Origin of the sequence: Gordonia prachuapensis (genome assembly GCF_036350515.1) — a bacterium.
Lineage (GTDB): Bacteria > Actinomycetota > Actinomycetes > Mycobacteriales > Mycobacteriaceae > Gordonia > Gordonia prachuapensis.
Genome location: NZ_JAZDUE010000006.1, coordinates 17,476 through 37,663, shown reverse-complemented (window position 1 = coordinate 37,663; position 20,188 = coordinate 17,476). Strand labels below are relative to the sequence as shown.

The 20,188-nt window shown below is 66.0% G+C and carries 19 protein-coding genes; 14 read left to right on the top strand and 5 right to left on the bottom strand.

Annotation, left to right across the window (positions count from 1 at the left end):
• Positions 1 to 61 precede the first annotated feature (61 nt).
• From pyk to V1Y59_RS08435, 7 genes are all read left to right on the top strand, one after another.
• The gene (pyk, locus tag V1Y59_RS08465) at positions 62 to 1,495 is read left to right on the top strand and encodes a pyruvate kinase (protein ID WP_330504386.1); all 1,434 of its coding nucleotides are present in this window, start codon (positions 62 to 64) and stop codon (positions 1,493 to 1,495) included.
• Positions 1,496 to 1,779: 284 nt separating this feature from the next.
• Positions 1,780 to 2,655: an acyl-CoA thioesterase gene (locus V1Y59_RS08460; RefSeq protein ID WP_330504384.1), complete on the top strand. Its 876-nt coding sequence runs from the start codon at positions 1,780 to 1,782 to the stop codon at positions 2,653 to 2,655.
• A gap of 75 nt (positions 2,656 to 2,730) precedes the next feature.
• On the top strand, positions 2,731 to 3,213 hold the full coding sequence (locus V1Y59_RS08455) for a hypothetical protein (protein ID WP_330504383.1): 483 nt from the start codon (positions 2,731 to 2,733) through the stop codon (positions 3,211 to 3,213).
• A gap of 96 nt (positions 3,214 to 3,309) precedes the next feature.
• Positions 3,310 to 5,217, top strand: a complete 1,908-nt coding sequence (locus V1Y59_RS08450; RefSeq protein WP_330504382.1) for an ABC transporter ATP-binding protein/permease — start codon at positions 3,310 to 3,312, stop codon at positions 5,215 to 5,217.
• 143 nt (positions 5,218 to 5,360) lie between these two features.
• A complete protein-coding gene (locus V1Y59_RS08445) occupies positions 5,361 to 7,196 on the top strand; it encodes an AMP-dependent synthetase/ligase (protein WP_330504381.1) in 1,836 nt (611 codons plus the stop codon).
• A gap of 111 nt (positions 7,197 to 7,307) precedes the next feature.
• Positions 7,308 to 7,736 carry a DUF6325 family protein gene (locus V1Y59_RS08440; RefSeq protein WP_330434799.1) on the top strand — a complete coding sequence of 143 codons (429 nt, stop codon included), beginning with the start codon at positions 7,308 to 7,310 and terminating at the stop codon, positions 7,734 to 7,736.
• Between the two features lie 65 nt (positions 7,737 to 7,801).
• The gene (locus V1Y59_RS08435) at positions 7,802 to 8,110 is read left to right on the top strand and encodes an SHOCT domain-containing protein (RefSeq protein ID WP_330434801.1); all 309 of its coding nucleotides are present in this window, start codon (positions 7,802 to 7,804) and stop codon (positions 8,108 to 8,110) included.
• Positions 8,111 to 8,116: 6 nt separating this feature from the next.
• On the opposite strand, the gene V1Y59_RS08430 is transcribed toward V1Y59_RS08435, so the two are convergent.
• Positions 8,117 to 9,754 (bottom strand): MFS transporter, encoded by a 1,638-nt coding sequence (locus V1Y59_RS08430; RefSeq protein ID WP_330504380.1) that lies wholly within the window; start codon positions 9,752 to 9,754, stop codon positions 8,117 to 8,119.
• 200 nt (positions 9,755 to 9,954) lie between these two features.
• Between V1Y59_RS08430 and V1Y59_RS08425 the strand changes: the two genes are divergently transcribed.
• Genes V1Y59_RS08425 through V1Y59_RS08415 form a run of 3 tightly spaced genes read left to right on the top strand, consistent with a single transcriptional unit; the run spans position 9,955 to position 12,354 of the window.
• Positions 9,955 to 10,209, top strand: coding sequence for a BatC protein (locus tag V1Y59_RS08425; protein ID WP_330504379.1), 255 nt, complete (start codon positions 9,955 to 9,957; stop codon positions 10,207 to 10,209).
• A gap of 10 nt (positions 10,210 to 10,219) precedes the next feature.
• Positions 10,220 to 11,467 (top strand): cupin domain-containing protein, encoded by a 1,248-nt coding sequence (locus tag V1Y59_RS08420; RefSeq protein WP_330504592.1) that lies wholly within the window; start codon positions 10,220 to 10,222, stop codon positions 11,465 to 11,467.
• The gene (locus V1Y59_RS08415; RefSeq protein WP_330504378.1) at positions 11,464 to 12,354 is read left to right on the top strand and encodes a ferredoxin family protein; all 891 of its coding nucleotides are present in this window, start codon (positions 11,464 to 11,466) and stop codon (positions 12,352 to 12,354) included. The genes V1Y59_RS08420 and V1Y59_RS08415 overlap by 4 nt, the downstream gene beginning before the upstream one ends.
• A gap of 2 nt (positions 12,355 to 12,356) precedes the next feature.
• Here V1Y59_RS08415 and V1Y59_RS08410 read toward each other — a convergent pair whose 3' ends face one another.
• Entirely contained in the window at positions 12,357 to 14,492 is a 2,136-nt protein-coding gene (locus V1Y59_RS08410) for a glucose PTS transporter subunit IIA (protein WP_330504377.1), read from the bottom strand.
• Positions 14,493 to 14,722: 230 nt separating this feature from the next.
• On the opposite strand from V1Y59_RS08410, the gene V1Y59_RS08405 reads away from it, so the two are divergent.
• Positions 14,723 to 15,127, top strand: coding sequence for a YchJ family protein (locus V1Y59_RS08405; protein ID WP_330504376.1), 405 nt, complete (start codon positions 14,723 to 14,725; stop codon positions 15,125 to 15,127).
• A gap of 3 nt (positions 15,128 to 15,130) precedes the next feature.
• Here V1Y59_RS08405 and V1Y59_RS08400 read toward each other — a convergent pair whose 3' ends face one another.
• Complete coding sequence (locus V1Y59_RS08400) at positions 15,131 to 15,757, bottom strand: DUF2461 domain-containing protein (protein ID WP_330504375.1); 627 nt, start codon at positions 15,755 to 15,757, stop codon at positions 15,131 to 15,133.
• Positions 15,758 to 15,893: 136 nt separating this feature from the next.
• Between V1Y59_RS08400 and V1Y59_RS08395 the strand changes: the two genes are divergently transcribed.
• Positions 15,894 to 16,556 carry a phosphoribosyltransferase gene (locus tag V1Y59_RS08395; RefSeq protein WP_330504374.1) on the top strand — a complete coding sequence of 221 codons (663 nt, stop codon included), beginning with the start codon at positions 15,894 to 15,896 and terminating at the stop codon, positions 16,554 to 16,556.
• A 16-nt stretch (positions 16,557 to 16,572) separates the two neighbouring features.
• On the opposite strand, the gene V1Y59_RS08390 is transcribed toward V1Y59_RS08395, so the two are convergent.
• A complete protein-coding gene (locus V1Y59_RS08390; protein WP_330504373.1) occupies positions 16,573 to 17,073 on the bottom strand; it encodes a hemerythrin domain-containing protein in 501 nt (166 codons plus the stop codon).
• Between the two features lie 104 nt (positions 17,074 to 17,177).
• Here V1Y59_RS08390 and V1Y59_RS08385 point away from each other — a divergent pair, with 104 nt between their 5' ends.
• The gene (locus V1Y59_RS08385) at positions 17,178 to 18,797 is read left to right on the top strand and encodes an SLC13 family permease (protein ID WP_330504372.1); all 1,620 of its coding nucleotides are present in this window, start codon (positions 17,178 to 17,180) and stop codon (positions 18,795 to 18,797) included.
• 107 nt (positions 18,798 to 18,904) lie between these two features.
• A complete protein-coding gene (locus V1Y59_RS08380; RefSeq protein WP_330504371.1) occupies positions 18,905 to 19,339 on the top strand; it encodes a DoxX family protein in 435 nt (144 codons plus the stop codon).
• A 23-nt stretch (positions 19,340 to 19,362) separates the two neighbouring features.
• Here V1Y59_RS08380 and V1Y59_RS08375 read toward each other — a convergent pair whose 3' ends face one another.
• Positions 19,363 to 19,956 carry a hypothetical protein gene (locus V1Y59_RS08375; RefSeq protein ID WP_330504370.1) on the bottom strand — a complete coding sequence of 198 codons (594 nt, stop codon included), beginning with the start codon at positions 19,954 to 19,956 and terminating at the stop codon, positions 19,363 to 19,365.
• Positions 19,957 to 20,188 lie beyond the last annotated feature (232 nt).

The following is a 20,188-nucleotide window of genomic DNA, read 5'->3' as shown; positions in this document are numbered from 1 at the left end:
CTCAGGTGACCAATCGTCGCCGGGATAGAGATGGCGTGACAACCGGACTAGAGTGGCTGAAGTGACACGTCGAACAAAAATCGTCTGCACCCTTGGTCCGGCCACGAGCTCGGACGAGAAGCTCAAAGAGCTCGTCGAAGCGGGCATGGATGTGGCCCGGATGAACATGAGCCACGGTAGCCATGAGGTCCATCGCGAGACCTACGCCCGGGTCCGGAAGGCCAGCGATGCCGCCGGCAAGGCCGTGGGTGTGCTCGCCGACCTGCAGGGACCCAAGATCCGACTGGGCAAGTTCCGCGATGACGGAGCGCTGAATGGCCAGGTGATGTGGGAGACCGGTGACGAGGTCCGCATCACCGTCGACGACGTCGAGGGCACCCCGGACCGGGTGTCGACCACCTACAAGCAGCTCGCGGAGGACGCCTCCGTCGGCGACCGCCTGCTCGTCGACGACGGCAAGGTCGGCCTGACCGCGACCGCCGTCGACGGCAACGACGTGGTCTGCCGGGTCACCGAGGGCGGACCGGTCAGCAACAACAAGGGATTGTCGCTGCCCGGGATGAGCGTGTCGGTGCCGGCCCTGTCCGAGAAGGACATCGCCGACCTGGAGTTCGCGTTGAAGCTGGGCGTGGACATGATCGCCCTCTCGTTCGTGCGCAGCCCCGCCGACATCGAGCTCGTCCACGAGGTGATGGATCGGGTGGGCCGCCGGGTTCCGGTGATCGCGAAGCTGGAGAAGCCGGAGGCCATCGACAACCTCGAGGCGATCGTGCTGGCGTTCGACGCGATCATGGTCGCCCGCGGCGACCTGGGTGTGGAACTGCCGCTCGAGCAGGTCCCGCTGGTGCAGAAGCGGGCGATCCAGATGGCGCGCGAGAACGCCAAGCCCGTCATCGTCGCCACACAGATGCTGGAGTCGATGATCGAGAACTCGCGTCCGACACGCGCCGAGGCATCGGACGTCGCCAACGCGGTGCTCGACGGCGCCGACGCCGTGATGCTCTCGGGTGAGACCTCGATCGGCAGTTGGCCGATCGACGCGGTCCGCACCATGAACAAGATCTGCCACGCGGTGGAATCCGGTCCGCGAGACGTGCCGCCGCTCTCACATGTGCCGCGCACCAAACGCGGCATCATCTCCTACGCTGCCCGCGACATCGGGGAACGGCTCGAGGTCAAGGCGCTGGTGGCGTTCACCCAATCCGGTGACACCGTCCGCCGGCTGGCGCGACTGCACTCCCGGCTGCCACTGCTCGCGTTCACCCCGATGCAGGAGGTGCGGAGCCAGCTCGCATTGAGTTGGGGCACCGAGACGTTCATCGTCAATCACGTAGACACCACCGACCACATGATCGATCAGGTCGACCACCAGCTGTTGAAGATCGGGCGACTCGACGAAGGCGACGTCGTGGTGATCGTGGCGGGCGCTCCCCCGGGAACCGTCGGTTCCACCAACATGATCCACGTGCACCGCATCGGCGAACAGGACCACTGACCCCACCCCGGTCCCTGAGGAGCCTCGCGAGGAACGAGCGATGCGTCACGAAGGGCCGCCCGAGTAGCCACCGAGCGCTCCCCTTCCGCTGGTCGAGTAGCCGACGAGCGGCAGCGAGGAGGCGTATCGAGACCCGAGACCCCACCCCGGTCCCTGAGGAGCCTCGCGAGGCGTCCCCACCCCCGGTCCCTGAGGAGCCTCGCGAGGAACGAGCGATGCGTCACGAAGGGCCCGCCGCAAGCCGCGCTCGGTGACGCGACCCCGAACACATAGGGTGTGCTCTCATGACCGCACAATCCGAGGACCTCGGCAAGCTGCTCGCCCTGCTCGACGTCGAACAGCGTGACGACGACCTCTTCATCGGGCAGCACCCCGAGCAGAAGACGGCCCGGACGTTCGGTGGACAGTTGCTGGGACAGGGCGTGGTCGCCGCGTCACGCACGCTCACCCGGGGTACCCCACCTGTGCACGCACTGCACGCGCACTTCATCCGCGGCGGCGACGTCAACAAGCCGATGGAGTACCACGTCGCCCGGTTCCGTGACGGCAAGGCGTTCGCGAACCGCCAGGTGACGGCGATGCAGGACGGCGCCGAGGTGTTCACCATGCTCGTCGCGTTCCAGGACAACGCGGCCGGACTCGAGCACGCGGTCGAGATCCCGCAGGTCCCGTACCCGGAGGAACTGCCGCCGCTCGGCGAACACTTCAAGGGCTACGAGGATCGGATCGCCACGTTCGTCAATGCCCTTCACCCGATCGACATCCGGTTCGCCAACGACCCGACGTGGAAGATGCGGGACGCGGGAGAGAAGCTCAAGGACAACCGGGTGTGGATGAAGGCCGACGGCGCGATGCCCGACGACCGGATCCTGCACGTCGCGGCCATGTGCTACGCCTCGGACACCACCGTGCTCGACTCGATCATCACCACCCACGGTCTCTCCTGGGGTATCGACCGGCTGTTCGCCGCCACCGTCAACCACTCGATGTGGTTCCACCGCGAGTTCCGGTTCGACGACTGGATGCTCTACGCCACCCGGTCGCCGGTGGCCTCCGGCTCCCGCGGCATGGGGTCCGGGCGCTTCTGGATGCGTGACGGCACCCTCGCGACCTCGGTCGTCCAGGAAGCGCTCATCAAGTACTTCCCGCCGAAGAAGTGACGTGTCCGGTGGTCGCTTAGCTCGTCGAGAGCACGGCCACCGGTACATCTCGTCGCCAATGGCACACTGGTCGCCATGACCTCCGCCGAGCCACCCCGGCCCGACGGCGCGCACCATGCGCCCGCGCGGCCCGCGTACTGGCTGCCCTCGGGACCCATGCGGCCGCAACGCACCTGGCAGCGTCGCACCCGCTCGCCGATCATCATCGTCAGCGCCGTCGCGGGACTGGCGCTGGCCGCCGTCGCGGTCGTCGCGCTCGGGATCGGCTCCGTCAACGCCGCCATGTTCACCGCCCGGGGTGTGGTCGTGTGCCCGACCGGCCAGGGGCAGATCACTCCCGGTGCCGCGGTTCGCATCTACGACGAGACCGGCGAAGATCTCGCCACGACGGCGCTGGGTCCGCGGCGCACCGAGGACGGCCGCTGCGAGATGCCGTTCACCGCCGACGAAGTGCCGTCCGCCCGTGGAGGATACGTCGTCCGCGTCGGAGATGCCTTCCAGGAGACCGTCTCCGAATCGGCGCTCTCCCAAGGAGTGGTGCTGCGCCCGTTGCCGTGACCCAGCGCAGTTGCCGGGTGTGAAGCCCGCCCACGGGTTACACTTCGGCGATCTTCGATCGGCGGCTGATACCGCGGTGTGCATGGAGGGGGACGCGTGGGCGAGAGTATCGACTGGGGCAGCGAGCTCCTGGCTTCCCTGCGGTGGATCGGGATTGTCTACGGCATTTCCCTTGTCGGCCTGTTGCTGGTCGGTTTTCTATTGGCGAGGTTCACGAACTGGGGCCGCGGCTACTGGCGAGTGGCCGGCGGCTTTTTTGTCGACCGTCACACACGTGTGCTGGCCTGGGCGCTGGTCGCGGTCTTGCTCTTCCTGACCGTTGCCGGCGTCCGCCTGACCGTATTGTTCTCCTACCAGGGCAACGACATGTTCGCGTCGCTGCAGTTGGCGGCCGAAGGTCTGGCCAGCGGTGACCAGGCGGCACTCGATGCAGGTCAGTCGGGCTTCTGGACCGCCATGGGGATCTTCGGAATCATCGCCACCGTTCACGTCGTGCGGACATTGGTCGAGCTGTACGTGGGCGCCGCATTCGAGATCAAGTTGCGCGAGTACATGACGGCGCGGACCACAGCCGACTGGCTGGGCGGTAAAGCGTTCTACCGGAACAGGTTTGTCGACAGCAGGTCAGACGGTCCCGACTCCGCGATCCAGCCCGGAGTCGACAACCCGGACCAGCGGATCGAAATGGACATCACCAACGTCGCCTCGTCGAGCAGGCAGTTGGTGTTCGGATTCGGAGGTTCGTCGACCAATGGGGTCATCCCCGCGATCATCACGATCGTGTCGTTCACGAAGATCCTCTGGGATCTCAGCGGCCCGATGTCGGTTCTCGGCACCGAGGTCCCGCGCGCGATGGTCTGGTTCGTGTACATGTTCGTGTTGGTGTCCACGGTCGTCGCCTTCTGGATCGGCAGACCGCTGATTCGGTTGTACTTCCTCCGTGAACGATTGACCGCGAACTTCCGTTATGCACTCGTGCGCGTGCGCGATGGAGCTGAGAACGTCGCGTTGTACCACGGCGAGGGCGTGGAGCGTTTCGGGTTGTTGGCACGCTTCGGTGATGTGGTGCACAACTTCTGGCGAATCGTGTTCCGGACGCTGAAGTTCAACGGGTGGAACTTCGTCGTCAACCAGACGTCGGTCGTGTTCGCCTACATCATCCAGGCCCCACGGTTCTTCTCCGGAACCATCACCCTCGGTGACATGAACCAGACAGCCGTCGCGTTCGGAAACGTCCACGATTCGTTGTCGTTCTTCCGCGAGGCCTACGACAACTTCGCCGACTTCCGTGCGTCGCTGATCCGACTCAATGGCCTGGAGAAGGCGAACCGGGAGTCGCGGGAGATGCCGGCCATGTCGACGACCGACCGAGATCGCGCGGTTCGGCTCACCGACATCGACATCACCACCCCTGACGGCAATCAACTGATCAACGACCTGAACCTGTCGCTGGATCCGGGCGATTCGCTCGTTGTCAAAGGGCGTTCGGGGTCCGGGAAAACCACGCTCCTCCGTGGTCTCGCGGGCCTGTGGCCGTTCATCGACGGTGACTTCGCACGTCCCTCCGGCGACCGCACCCTCTTCCTCTCCCAGATCCCCTACATCCCGCTCGGCGATCTGCGGACCGCGGTCGCCTACCCGTCCGCACCCGATGACGTCGGCGACGACGCCATCAGATCCGCGCTGCAACGCGTTTTCCTACCGCATTTGGTGGATCGCCTCGACGAGGAGGAGGACTGGTCGAAGGTGCTGTCGCCGGGGGAGCAACAGCGGGTGGCGTTCGCGCGCATCCTGCTGACCCGCCCCGAGGTGGTGTTCATGGACGAGGCGACGTCGGCGGTCGACGAGGGTCTCGAGTACTCGCTCTACACCCTGATCCGGGAGGAACTGCCCGAGATGATCCTGGTGTCGGTCAGCCATCGCAGCACCACCGACCAGCATCACACCGAGGTTCTCGAGTTGACCGGCGGGGGCGCGTGGGAGACCCGCCCGGTGAGCGTCTGACGACGAGTTCGTGACGCGAGAACGTCACGCTGACAACCGTTTTTTACTTCCCGATTACCAATCTCGTCGAACCCTGTTCAGGGCGCTGCGCGCTGGGTACTGTGATCCCGACCACCGAGACGGGACTAGCGAGGACACCGGTCATGACGCACACAGAACTGATCACCTTTCCGCACGAGAGCGGCGCACAGGTCGCGACGCTCCCTGAGGCGTTTCAACAGTCGATCACCATCCGTCCCGGAGCTGTTGCGTTGCGGACGGTCGGCGGCATCCAGGAGATCACCTGGGCCGAATACGGAAAACGGGTCGAGGCGATCGCCCGCGGCCTGGCCGCGCTCGGGGTGGGACACGGCGACACCGTCGGCATCATGCTGACCAATCGCCCGGAGTTCCACCTCATCGACACTGCGGCCCTGCACCTGGGAGCGATTCCGTTCTCGATCTACAACACCAGCGCCCCCGACCAGATCGAGTACCTGTTCGGCAATGCCGAGAACACCGTGGTCATCACGGAGCAGGTGTTCCTGCCGGCGATCAAGGCGGCCAACACCAATGTGACCACGACGATCGTGGTGGACGGCTCGTCCGGCGACGCGATGTCGCTGGCCGACCTCGAGCAGTCCGCAGCTCCCGAGGGGTTCGACTTCGAGGCCGCGTGGAAGGCCGTGCAGCCCGACGACCTGGCCACCCTGATCTACACATCGGGCACCACCGGCCCGCCCAAGGGCGTCGAGATCACCCACCGCAACATCATCGCCGAGCTGGCCGCCCTCGAGAAGCACGTCAAGGCGAGCTTCGACGACAGGGTGATCTCCTACCTGCCGGCCGCACACATCGCCGACCGGGTCTCCTCCCACGCGGCCAACATGGTGCGCGGCATCCAGATCACCACCGTGCCCGATCCACGGGAGATCGCCGCCGCATTGCCGGAGGTGCGGCCCACCTTCTTCTTCGGCGTCCCGCGCGTCTGGCAGAAGATCCGCGCCGGCATCGAGGCGAAGATGTCCGAGGAGTCGAGCCCGGTCAAGAAGAACCTCGCCGCGTGGGCGCTCGGCGCAGGCGCCGCCTCCGCGCGTGCGCAGCTCGAGGGCCGCTCTCCCGGCCGTGTCGATGGACTCCAGCACGGGCTGGCGGACAAACTGGTCCTGAACAAGGTGCGCACCGCGATCGGCATGGACCAGGTCCACTTCGCCGGGTCGGGTGCCGCCGCCATCCCGGCGGAGGTGTTGGAGTTCTTCCTCGGACTCGGCATCCCCGTGCTCGAGGTGTGGGGTATGTCGGAGACCACGGGTGTGTCCACCATGACCACGTCGGAGAACCTGAAGATCGGGACGGTCGGCAAGACCGTGACCGGTGTCGAGGCGAAACTCGGCGACGACGGTGAGTTGCTCATCCGTGGCCCGGTGGTGATGCGCGGGTACCGCAAACAGCCCGACAAGACCGCGGAGACCATCGACGCCGACGGCTGGCTGGCCACCGGCGACATCGCCAAGATCGACGACGAGGGCAACGTCACCATCGTCGATCGCAAGAAGGAACTGATCATCAACGAGTCGGGCAAGAACATGTCGCCCACCAACATCGAGAATGCGATGAAGGCGGCGTCGTCGTTGATCGGTCAGGTCGTGGCCATCGGCGACGGCAAGCCGTACATCTCGGCGTTGATCGTGCTCGACCCGGATGCGGCCGCAGCCCGTGCGAAGCATCTCAACATCCCCGATGCGGACATGGCCACCCTGTCGAGCCGGCGCGAGATCGTCGACGAGATCACCGCTGCGGTGCGCGAGGGCAACCAGAAGCTGTCGCGGGTCGAGCAGGTCAAGCGGTTCACCATCGTGCCGGTCGCGTGGGACCCGGGCGGTGACGAACTGACTCCGACGATGAAGTTGCGGCGCAAGCCGATCGCGTCGAAGTACGCCGAGCAGATCACCAAGCTCTATGACGACGCCCCGGACGACGAGGTGGTGGACCTCCGGTAAGCGCACCAGGTTTCGTCGGTTCCCACTACGATCGTGTCGGGACGGTCGTGCATTGCGTCATGCGACGATCGGCCCTCACCTTGTCAATCGCGACGCAGCGAGGAAGCCGTCATGACCGAAGAAGTCGTTCAGGACATCGGACCCATCGATTACATAGTGCTGGAGTGGAGCGGTCAGCAGCCGACCGGGGAGGCGATCCCGTACCTCGTTGAACTGGTCGATCGGGGGATCATCCGCATCATCGACCTCGCCTTCGTCCAGAAGGGTGAGGACGGAACGCTGGTCGAGCTCGAACTCGACCAACTCGGAGTGGATTTCGAGGTTCTCGACGGCGCGGCGAGTTCGTTGATCGGCGACGACGATCTCGCCGAGGCCGCATCGGTGCTCGAGCCGGGCACCGCCGCGGCGATCCTCGTCTACGAGAACGCCTGGGCGGCGCCGTTCGCGTCGGCCCTGCGCCGCAACGGCGCCCAGATGGTGGCGTCGGGCCGAATCCCGATGGACGCCTTCGTCGAAGCCCTCGAGGCCGCGGAAGCCTGATCCGGCGGGGCGGCGCGCATACGGCCGCTCCGCCTCCACCACCGACATCCACGAAGGAGAACACCATGCCCGGACTCATCCGCGCGGCCGCACGTACCGCGGTCATCGCCGGCACCGCCACATCGGTCAGCAACCGCGTCTCACGGCGGCAGGCCAACCGTTGGGCACAGCAGGAATACGACAATCAGCAGCGGTACGCACAACCGGCTGCGGCGCCCGCACCTCCGCCGCCGCCCCCCGCTCCCGCACCGGCTGCCGCGGCGCCCGCGCAGGATCCCATCGCGCAACTCAAGGAACTCGGGGCGCTGTATCAGCAGGGCATTCTGACCGAGCAGGAGTTCGCGGCGCAGAAGGCGAAGATCCTCGGAAGCTGAACTACCTCACGCATCCTGTGTTCGGCGGCTGCCGTCGGGATTCGGATCGCCGAGTTCGGCGCCCGGAATCCGCGGCAGCCGTCGTGCTATCACCAAGCCGATCGCGCCCAGGAAGATCACCAACAGGATGGCACCCTTGATCGCGGAGATCTGGGCGTCCACGTAGCCGTCGACCAGCGTCTGCACCTCCGCCTCCGGGATCGCGTTCTCCTGGGCCACGGATTCCAGCTGGTCCATGCTGATGATCTCGATGCCGTCTTCGGATGCCTGGGCGATGCGACTTTTGGTCTGCGCCGACAGGTCCGGATCGGACTGCGCCGCCTGATTGAAGCCGGCGCTCAACGAGGCCACCAACAGCGCGCCGAGCATCGCGACACCCACCGACGTACCGATGTTCTGGGCGGTGCCCTGCAGCCCACCCGCCTCGCCGCGGTCGCGTTCGCTCGCCGACGACATGATGACGTTGCCGAGTTGCGACGCGATGAAACCGAACCCGGCACCGAACACCGCCATCCCGATCGCGAACGGCACGCTCTCCAATTGCGGATCGATGGTGCTCACCAACGTGCACGAGCCGACGATGACCAGGATCAGTCCGATCGTCACCATTCGTCGCGGCGACTGTGTCGCAGCCAGTTTCGGACTGGCGAACGCGGCGATCAGCATCGCGACGGACATGGGCGCCAACGTGAGACCTGTGTCGAAGGCGTCCTTGAGCAGCACGTACTGCAGATAGATCGGGATGATGAAGAACATGCCGCCGATGATGGTCTGCTGCGCGATCAGCATCACCAGACCGTTCCGCAGATGCAGCGTCCGCAGGAGCTTCGGGTGCATCAGCGGTGTGCCCCCGCGGTCGATGACCCGATTCTCCCATCCGACGAACCCGATCAGGACGAAGATCCCGGCGGCGATCATGAAGGGCACCACCGAGAATCCGAACGGGGTGATCTCGGTGCCCGCGATGGTGAGGGCGCCGGACGGTCGGATGAAACCCCAACTACCGGCCTGCAACAGGGCGATGACGATCAGGCCGAGGCCGATCGCCGACAGCGCGGTACCGCCCCAGTCGAGGCGACGGGAGTCGGACGGCCTGGTGTCCGCTATCACCCGCACACAGGCGATGACGATGATGCACACCACCGTCTCGGCGGCGAAAACCACACGCCAGGTGAATGTCTCGGTGACCCACCCGCCGATGAGCGGGCCCGCGGCCGCGCCCGCCGCAGCGATTCCACCCAGCGCGCTGTACGCGGTCGCACGGTCGCGGCCGTCGTAGTTGGCCGCGGTCAGCGAGATGATCGCGGGCATCACGAGCACCGCCCCGGCCCCCTCGACGAACGACCAACCGAACAGCAGCACACCGATGTTCGGACTGAACGCGGTGATGAGCGAACCGGTGCCGTAGACGAGGAGACCGACCGCGAACACCCGTCGGCGGCCGAACAGGTCGCCGAGTCGTCCACCGAACAGCATGAACGACCCCATGACGAGTGTGTACAGGGTGATCGCCAGCTGGACCTGGGTGAGAGTCGTGTCGAGATCGTCGACGACACTGGACACCGACACGTTCATGACGGTCGTGTCCAGCACCATGATGAACTGTGCGGCGCACAGGATGAGCAGGACACTCCACTTTCTCATCGACGTAACGGTACGCGCGAAACCACCCGGACCGAATGTTTGCCGGGGCCGACGGCGGGGAATCATCCGAAGCGGGTGACGGCAGCGTCGCGCCCGCGGCGGTGGAACAGTCTGTCGAATCCGCGGCGGGCCGATGCCATAGTGCCCATAGTGGAAGGGGAGTCGCATCCCGCATGGCTCCTCAGAGGAAAGGATGACCGATGGCACTCGACGACGACGACATCACCACCTCCGACGCCGGCGGGGAAGGGGTCGCCGACGGCGGCTCGAACCCCGGTGGGCACGACGGTGGCGCCGACGGCACCGCGGACGCCGGTGAAGGACCGGCCGACGGTGGTTCGAACCCGGAGGGGCATGACGGTGGCGCCGACGGCACCGCGGACGCCGGTGAAGGACCCGCAGACGGTGGTTCGAACCCGGAGGGGCATGACGGAGGGGCCGACGGAACCGCGTGAGCGCGACGCGATGCTGAGCCGCTGCATCTCGACGGATGCCGACGTCTTCGCCCGCGAGCACTGGGGTCGGCGCCCGCTGCTCAGCCGCTCGGCATTGCTACCACGGGACTTCGACGACCTGCTGTCACCGCAGGCCGTGGACGAACTGCTCACCGAACGTGGCGTCCGTGCACCGTTCATCAGGATGGCCAAGGACGGCAGCCTGCTGGCCCGGGACTGGTACCTGGGACCCGGTGGGTTCGGGGCGGAGGTCACCGATCAGGTGGACTCCGCAAAGGTTATGTCGCGGTTCGCTGACGGGTCGACGATCGTGCTGCAGGGATTGCATCGCTTGTGGCCGCCGGTGACCGACTTCGTGCGCGGACTCGTAGATGACGTCGGACATCCGGTGCAGGCCAACGCCTACATCACCCCGCCGGACAACCGCGGGTTCGACCCGCACTATGACGTCCATGACGTCTTCGTCCTGCAGATCTCGGGTCGAAAGCGCTGGCTCGTGCATGAGCCGGTGCATCCCGACCCCCTGACCGGTCAGCCGTGGACGGAGCACCGGGCTGCCATCGACAACCGAGCGCAGCAACCAGCGTTTCTGGACACGGTGCTGATGCCCGGGGACGCCCTGTATCTGCCGCGCGGCTGGGTGCATTCGGCACAAGCGATGGGAGAGACGTCGATCCACCTGACGGTGGGCGTCGCACCTGTCACCGCCCACGACGTCCTGAAGGCCGTCGTCGAGGAACTCGGCGACGATGCTGCCATGCGTCAGTCGTTGCCCTTCGCCCTCGATCTGGCCGATGCCGATCAGACCTCCGCCGTTGCGGCGAAGGTGATGTCGTCCATCGTTGACGTGATGCGCACGCGCTCAGACGATCTCGCCGACGGCGTCGCCGCTCGGATGGCGCGGGTCCACGCCGAACGGACCAGACCGGTTGCGGTACCGCCGCTGGCGACCCTCGACACGATCGCCGACATCGATGCGACCACGACCGTCGCGTGGCGCGCCGGACTCATCGGGTCGCTGCGTCGCCGCGCAGCGCGCGTCGAACTGATCCTCGCCGACCGGACCATCACCTTCCCCGCATCCTGCGCGAACGCACTCGACATCATCCGGACCGGGCGCCCCGTCCGGCCGGATTCGCTGCCCGGACTCGACACCGCCGACGGCACGGTCCTGCTGCGAAGGCTGCTGCGCGAGGCGGTCGTCGTGCCGGTGGACCATGAGGGTGCGGGGCACGTGTCGCCGGGCGGGCGCGGATGACGGACCTGCGTCCGTGCAGCGATCAGGCCCGCGATCGCGACGACCCGATGTACGGCACCGCCTCGGCGGGGTTTCGCTGGGTATTACTCGAATTGTGCGGCGCCTGGGGGCCGTCGGCGTTCCTGCAGTCGCCCAAGATCATCGACCCGGCCTTGGGACGTGCGGTCGTCCGCCGCGTCGAGACCGAGGCGATGCGCATCGTCGCGATCCGACGCCCCGGCCGACGTCCGACGTCGCCACGGTGGCGGTGGTTCATCGTCGACGCACGACCGGGAACCGAGGCCGTGTACCGCGGGGAGGTGACATCGGCCGAGGGCTACCTCGATCTGGCCCTCGACGGTTCCGACGGCGAACTCGTCACCGACCCGGTCGTGGCGGTGTGCGCGCACGGTAAGCACGATCAGTGCTGCGCGGTGCGTGGCCGCGCCGCCACCTCGGCGATCGCAGCCGCGTACCCGGAGTGGACATGGGAATGCTCGCACCTGGGTGGGGACCGGTTCGCCGCCACGATGCTCGTGCTTCCACACGGGTTGTGTTATGGGGCAGTGGATTCCGCGGACGATCCGGCAGAGATCATTCGTCTCTACACCGAGGGGCGCCTCGACAACGCGCTGCTGCGGGGGCGTACCTCTCTGCCGCATGCGGTGCAGGCCGCGCAGTACTTCGTGCGCCGCGCCACCGGCGACGACCGGATCGACGCGCTCGCTCCGCTGGACGTGCAGCGTGGCGAACACCGCATCCACGTGGTGCTCGACGGCCCGCGTGGACCGATCGAGGTGACCCTCGCCGAGCACATGTCCGATCCGCTGCACTCGACCTGCAACGCGTCGGTCGCCGGTCGGGTACGACAGTTCGTCCTCGTGTCGATCGAGGGTCCCTCGAGCTGAAGTCAGCCGGCCGCAGGCGGCTTCGGCTTGGCCTCCACGGCGATCACCGGGTCACCGACCGACGTTGTTCCCTCGGCGATCTGTTCCACCGACGCGAACTTCTTGGTGTTCATCACCACCACCGGTGTGATGATCGGATACCCGGCCTTGTCAATGACCGACCGGTCGAAGGTCACCAGCGGTGTGCCCGCTTCCACCTTCTGCCCGGCCTTGACCTTGACGTCGAAGCCCTCGCCCTTGAGTTGGACGGTGTCGATACCGACGTGGATCAGCAGTTCGATGCCGCCGTCGAGGACCAGCCCGAAGGCGTGGCCGGTCGGTTGTGCGGCGACGACCATACCGTTCGCCGGCGCGTAGACCGTGTCGCCCGACGGTTCGATCGCGACGCCGCCGCCCATCGTGCCGCCGGCGAAGACCGGATCCGGAACCTCGGACAGCGCAACGACGGTGCCCTCCAGTGGTGCCCCGATCCGGGTGACCGCACCCTTCTCGGTCGGTGCGCCGGCATCCTCGGTGGCGACCTTCTCGGTCGCCAGGTCCGCCGTCGTCGTCTCCGGTGCGGCGGCGACGGCCGTGGCGGTGCCACCACCACCCGACGGCACGGCGGCGGCTGCCGCGGCGGCCGCGACCCCGTCGGCGGAGTCGTCGAGCGGGATGGCCCCCGGCGACTCCAGGCCGGCGTCCCGCGCGGCCTCGAACTGGGCCTGCTGTTCAGGGGTCCGGTAGCCGGACATGACGACGAGCGCCATCGCGACCACGAACGCTGCGGCCACCGCGATGCCGTACAGCACGATGCTGTCGAATGCGGGGATGGTCAGCAGCGAGGTGAACACGAATGCGTTGGTGGTGACGCCGCCACCGATACCGATGATGAGACCGCCGACGAAACAGCCCACCAGCATGCGCGGATATATTCGTTTGAACCGCAGATGGATGCCGTACAGCGAGGGCTCGGAGATTCCGCCGAGCAAACCGGCGGCCAGCGCGCCGGTCGACGTCTGACGCATCTGCATGTCACGTTCTCGCCAGGCGATGAGCAACACACCGGCCGTCGCGCCGAAGCAGGCGAAGTTCCACGCGCCCATCGGCCCCTGGATGAAGTCGTAGCCGATCGTCTGGATGTTCAGCAGCATGATGGCGTTGATCGGCCAGTGCAGACCCAGCGGCACCATGAAGGGGTACGCCAGCGGGATCACGATGGCGAAGATGAACGGTGAGAAGTCGTTGATGGACTTCAGGACATCCGCGAGACCGGCACCGACGTACACGCCGATCGGGCCGATGAGGAACGCCGTCAGCGGGATCATGATCAGCATCGCCAGGAACGGCACGAAGATGAGCTGGACGTTGTCGGGGATGAGCTTCTTGAGGTACTTGTACAGCGGGCCGAGGACCGCCGCCATCAACAGCGGCGGGAAGACCTGAGAGCTGTAGTCGAACACGGTCAGTGGCACACCGAAGATGTCGACCGTCTGCACCTCGAATCCGAAGATCGAGTGGGTCTCGGCGACGTCCATCAGCGCGGTGAATCCCGGCAACATGAGGACGGCCATGATGGCGAACCCGACCCACGGGTCCGCGTCGAGCTTCTTGGAGGCGTTGTAGGCGATCATCAACGGCAAGAAGACGAACACACACTGCCAGCACAGGTTGACGAACTGCCAGGACGGCGACAACTCGGTACGCGGATCGGCCCAGTTGCCGATCACGTCGAGCGTGCTCATCAGCGACATGAACGTGATGAACAGCGAGGCACCGAGCAGGGCACCGAGGATCGGACGGAACGAGTCGGACAGGTACTCAAACAGCGAGTCGAGCCAGGCGTTCTTGCCGCGCGGGCCCTTCGCGCGCGCCGCTGCCTTGATGGCCGCCGCGTCGCCGCCGGCGTTGGCCATCTCCGGCAACGCCATGATCTCGTTGTAGACGGTCTGAACAGCACCGCCGATGACGATCTGGTAGCGGTCACCTGCCTGCGGGACGGCGCCCATGACACCGTCGATGGACTCCAGCGTTGCCTGTTCGACTCCCGAGGCGTCGTGCAATTGGAAGCGCAGGCGCGTAGCGCAATGTGTCAGGCTCTCGATGTTGCCGGCGCCACCTACGCCGGCGACGATCTCCGATGCCGAATTGGTAGACATGCATCTCCCTAACTATCCGTCTGGAGTTGTGCGCATCGTCCGAACGTCGCTGGCAACTGACGCCAGGGCAGCGTTCCGCCGACGACGGTGTCTCGGATGCTATCCCGCATTCCCGGCTTGCGTGCGCGGATCAGCGAGCCGATGACGAACGGTGACCTCGCGTGAACGCAGAGTTCATCTCAGACCGCCGCCGTCTCCGTTCAACCCTCCGAGGGCCTATTGTCGCGACCATGGGTGATGCGACCGATGAGTCAGACGGGCGGCGATGCCCGTGTACCTCAGGGTTGACGTTCGGGGAGTGTTGCGGGCCGATCCTGGCGGGGCAGCGCCGGGCCGCGACCGCCGAGGCCCTCATGCGATCACGGTTCACCGCCTTCGCTATGGGCGACCGCGACTACATCCTCGACAGCTGGCACCCGAGGACCCGACCGCGACAGCTGGTGCTCGACGACGACACGGCGTGGTACCGCCTGGACGTCGAGTCGACCTCCGGCGGAACACCGTTCGACACGACCGGCGAGGTGATCTTCACCGCCCACTACCGCACCCCCGGTGGGCGGGAGGCGATGCGCCAACACAGCAGGTTCGAAAAGCGCGACGGCAGGTGGGTGTACGTCGACGGGGTCACCACGTGACCATCAGCCGTGGCGGCTCACCCAGTCGATGAGGGGTGTGGCGGCTCGCCAGTCCTCCCGGATGCGATCCACGAGTGCCGGTGTGTGGATCAGGTCGTCGAACCCGTAGTCGCGGGAGATGGTCAATGACTTGTGGCGCAGGAGTTCGATGCGGGGGTGATCGGCGGACCACCCGCGTGGTGCGGTTTTCAGGGTGTCGCCGCCGATTTCCCACCCGGCCGATGCGTATTTCTTGAGGAGTTGTTCGAGTTCGGCGCCGTGGATGTTCTCGTCGATCGCGGTCCGGATGGCGGCCAAGCGCTCGGCGGACGCCTCGTAGAAGCCTGCCGCGACCATCACACCGGGGGCGCTGATCTGCACGTAGTACCCGGTCGACGGGCCGACGCCGACGAACGCGCCCTGGTGGGTCTTGTAGGGCGTCTTGTCCTTGGCGAAACGGACGTCGCGGTAGGGCCGGAAGATCTTGGCCTGGCCGAACTCGTCGGCCAGGTCGTCGGTGAGTTCGCGCATCGGTCCGGCGACGGCCGTGCGATACACCTCTTTGTGCTTCTCCCAGAACACCTTGCTGTTGTCGATCTCGAGGTCGTCGTAGAAGTCCAGCGCAGCCTCGGGGAATCCGGTGAACGCCATGCTCAGACCCTACGCCGGGCGAAGCAGCAGACCGTGGGGTGTTTGGCGGGGCGCGGACCGGGGTAGCACTGGACGTCAACGTCTTGCGGCCACAGACAACCGGTCGTCCGTCATCGACATGGGAGATGAGGTTGTCATGAGCCACCACATATTCGCCGGCCGTCACTACCGCAACCGCGTTCACGCCGGTCGCATCCTTGCCGACCACGTCGAGCGCTGCCGCGAGAGCGGACGGGTGGTTGTCCTGGCCCTTCCCCGGGGCGGGGTGCCGGTGGCCCGACAGGTCGCCGAACACCTCGACGTCCCTCTCGACGTCTTCCTCGTTCGCAAGGTCGGCGTCCCCGATCAGCCCGAGTTGGCCGCCGGTGCCATTGCGAGCGGTGGGGTGGTGGTGCTCAATGACGAGGTCATCCAGGGCACCGGGATCACCGACAGCGAGTGGAACACCTTGATGCGCGACGAGACGGCCGAGCTCGAGCGTCGCGCGGACATCTATCGAGGTGCGTGCGAACCCGTCGATGTCAGCGGCGCAACGGTCATCATCGTCGACGACGGGATCGCGACCGGGGCGACGATGCGTGCCGCTGTCCGAGCGCTACGGCAACTCGGACCGGCTGCCGTGGCCGTCGCCGTGCCCGTCGGTCCGCCCGGCGTCGAAGAGCAGTTCCCCGAGGCCGATCGCGTGATCTGTCCGACCGTCGTCGAGTCCTTTCGGGGAGTGTGCGCTGCGTACGACGACTACGAGCCACTCAGCGACGCGGATGTCCGGGAGATGTTGAGTCACCCGCGTTGTCGGTGAGTCGGATCGTCGGGGTTCACTTGACGATCGCGTCGAGCGTCTTCTTGAGCGCCGACGGCTGCGCGGGGCTGGTCGGCGCCTTCTCCTTCAGTTCCAGAAGATGCTCGCCGATCTCTCGGAGTTGTTTGCGGCCAAGTGCCTCACGCACTTTGGGGAACCACTCGTCTTCCTCTTCGTGAATGTGGTGCTCGACATTCTCGATCAGCACCGTCATCTTGGCGTCGAAGCGCTCGGCTTCAGGAGACATCGTGGCGAGCTCCATGACGAGCAGATCGGCGACGTGGTGCTCCTCGTAGGACTCGAGTATGTCGCTTTCCAACTCCGGGACGCATTCGCGGACTTGGGGATACATTCCCTCGTTCTCGATATAGGTGTGCACGGTCAGGGCCGCGATGATCTTGTCGGCGATCTGACCCTTGCGTTTGACGGCGTTCGGGCCGGCCTTCTCGAAGTCGCGGAACAGTTTGCGGATGGACTTGTGGTCGTCGCGGAGCAGAACGATTGCATCGGTCGACATGGCGGAACTCCTGGGATCGTGGGCTGGGCAATCCGGAGTTGTGGTAATTCCGCACCGCATGCCGAATGAAACATGTCATGGTGGGCGAACACGAGGAGGTTCGCATGGCGCAGGCCGGAGGCAGTGAACGCAACGGTTCCCGGTCGGGGCCGCAGGATTACGACGAGGTCGACCAGAAATCGGCAGGCGAACGTGCCGAGACCGTCAAGCCGGGCAGACGGAGACGGCAATGGATCGGACTCGGCGCGGGAATAGCGCTCGCCTCACTCGTCTACGTGATCCTGCCCTCCGATGTGGACCATCCGGCACGACTGACCGCCGCCACCGCCGTCCTCATGGGTGTGTGGTGGATGACCGAGGCCATTCCCATCCCGGCGACCGCGCTGTTGCCACTCGTCATCTTCCCGGTGCTCGACTCGGAGGTGTCGGTCAACGACGTCGGCGCGTCCTACGGAAACAACATCATCTTCCTGTTCATGGGCGGCTTCCTGATCGCTCTGGCGATGCAGCGATGGAATCTGCACCGTCGCATCGCATTGCTCACCGTCAGTGCCATGGGCACCAAACCGACCATGGTGATCGCCGGGTTCATGATCGCCACCGGGTTCCTGTCGATGTGGGTGTCCAACACCGCCACCGCCGTCATGATGATCCCGATCGGGGTATCGGTGCTGGTGCTGGTGCTCGACCTCGGAAAAGAGACCGGAGCCCGCGCCGCCGCGGAGGAGTCGGCGCGGTCGGACGACGTCGACGCGGACGACGAGATCACCGAGGCGGTCATCAAGAGCAATTTCGGTACCGCGCTCATGCTCGGCATCGCCTACGCCGCGTCGATCGGTTCGCTGGGCACGATCATCGGGACGCCGCCCAACACCCTGCTCGTCGGATATCTCGAGGGCGAGGGCATCGACATCGGGTTTCTCGAGTGGATGATCGCGGGCGTGCCACTGGCGGTGGTGTTCCTGCTCATCGCGTGGTTCCTGCTGACCCACGTGCTGTTCAAACCCGAGATCGACGACATTCCCGGTGGCCGGCGCCTCATCCGCGGTGAGCTCGAAGCGCTCGGCCCGATGTCGCAAGGCGAGATCCGGGTGGCCGCGATCTTCGCCCTGGCGGCTACCTCGTGGATCGCCGTGCCGCTGATCTGGGACGAGGACCCACCGATCTCCGACACCGGGATCGCGATGACCGCGGCGGTGCTGTTGTTCCTGCTTCCCAGCGGCGTGAAGCCCGGCGTGCGCCTGCTCGACTGGGAGACCGCGGTCAAGCTGCCGTGGGGAGTTCTGCTGCTGTTCGGTGGTGGCCTCGCGCTGTCCGAACAGTTCGATGAGAGCGGGTTGACGGACTGGATCGGCGAGGTCGCGGGCGGACTGGATGCGGTGCCGGTGATCGTGATGATCATCGTGGCCACCGCCGCGATCATCTTCCTGACCGAGATCACCAGCAACACGGCCACCGCGGCGACGTTCCTACCCGTCGCCGGAGGCGTCGCGATGGGTATGAGTCTGGACCCACTGGTCCTGACCGTGCCGGTGGCCCTGGCGGCGACCTGTGCGTTCATGCTGCCGGTCGCCACTCCGCCCAATGCCGTGGCCTACGCCAGCGGCTACGTCACGATCGGCCAGATGATCCGCGGTGGCATCTGGCTCAACCTGATCGGCATCGTGCTCATCACGGCGGCGGCGTACACGTTGTTCGCGTGGTCTCTCGGAATATCGTACTGACCTTCTGTTGTGCACAACGTTGTTGTGCACAACAGAAGATCCCGCTAGCGTTGGTGGTGGGCCGCGACTGATCCGCCGTGGCTGTCACGAACTGCCCGGGGGGACCAATGCTGTTGACACCGAACACCACTCGCCAACCTCGACTCCGGGCTTTCGCCCGCATCGCGCTCGGCGTGATCCTGGCCATTGCCGGTATCGGCCATCTGACCGCACAGCGGGACGAGTTCCAGGCGCAGGTGCCCGACTGGGTTCCGTTCGACAAGGACTTCGTCGTCCTCGCCTCGGGCGTGGTCGAGATAGGGCTGGCGATCGCGCTCATCGCGCTCCCGCGTTACCGGAAACTGGTTTCGTGGGTCGTGGCCGCGTTCTTCGTGGCCGTGTTCCCGGGCAACATCCATCAATACGTCGAGCACATCGACGCATTCGGACTCGACACCGATGCGGAACGCCTGGCGCGCCTGTTCTTTCAACCGGTGCTGGTGATCTGGGCGATCGTCGCCGGCACCGACGGCCGCAGAGCGGAACCCCGCGACGACCGCTGACGAGATATCCCGGGCGGGACGGGTCAGGACGAGAAGATGTCCTCCACGCTGCCCCACGGGTTGGGCTTGTCCGGATCACCCGGGTCCCCGCCGCCGTTCGACTCGGGGCCGATGCGGAAGCCGGAGAAGTCCTCGTCCTCGGTGCTGGAGTTGCCGACGGTGTCCGGGCTCTCGCATTCGACGTAGCCGGCGTAGGACGCGGCCACTGTGGTGGGCGTGAATTCGACCACGTCGCTGGCCCCGGCGCCAACGGTCCGCTGCTCGCTGAACAGCGCTGCGCTGGTCGGCGGTAGCACGGTGTCCGCAAACGCGAGGGCATCGTTCAGTGGCAGTTGATTGTTCATCGCATACGCGGCGAATGCGATGTTCTTGAGTGCCGCGCCGGTGACCACGTTCGCCACCTGGTCGGCGGGGAACACGTATATGCCGCAGTTGATCGTCTCGCCGGTGTTGTTCTCGAGGAAGATGGCGATCTCGTCGTTCGTGATGAATCCGGAGCCGACGTTCTCGCCGCCCGGATCGTTACCCCATGCGCCCGCCGACCCTGCGGAGGCTGCCGTCGCAGCGACCACCGCGGCCGCCGCGGTGGCGCTCATCGCCCACGCTCGTACTCGCATTTGGCACAGTCCTCTCATTGAATGTGATCTATCTCATAGCAATAGGGACGTCATCAGCGGATCTTGTTCGAGATCGAGAATTCGGGCACTTACGTTTCGTTAGTCCTGAACTTGCGATTCCAAGAATGAGAAACTCGTCCGTCGGATCACGCCTGGGTGCGTCAGTCGGTGGTGGTGACGAACCGACGACGATGACGTGGGGACGCGGGCAGCGAAGCCGGCGACGATCATC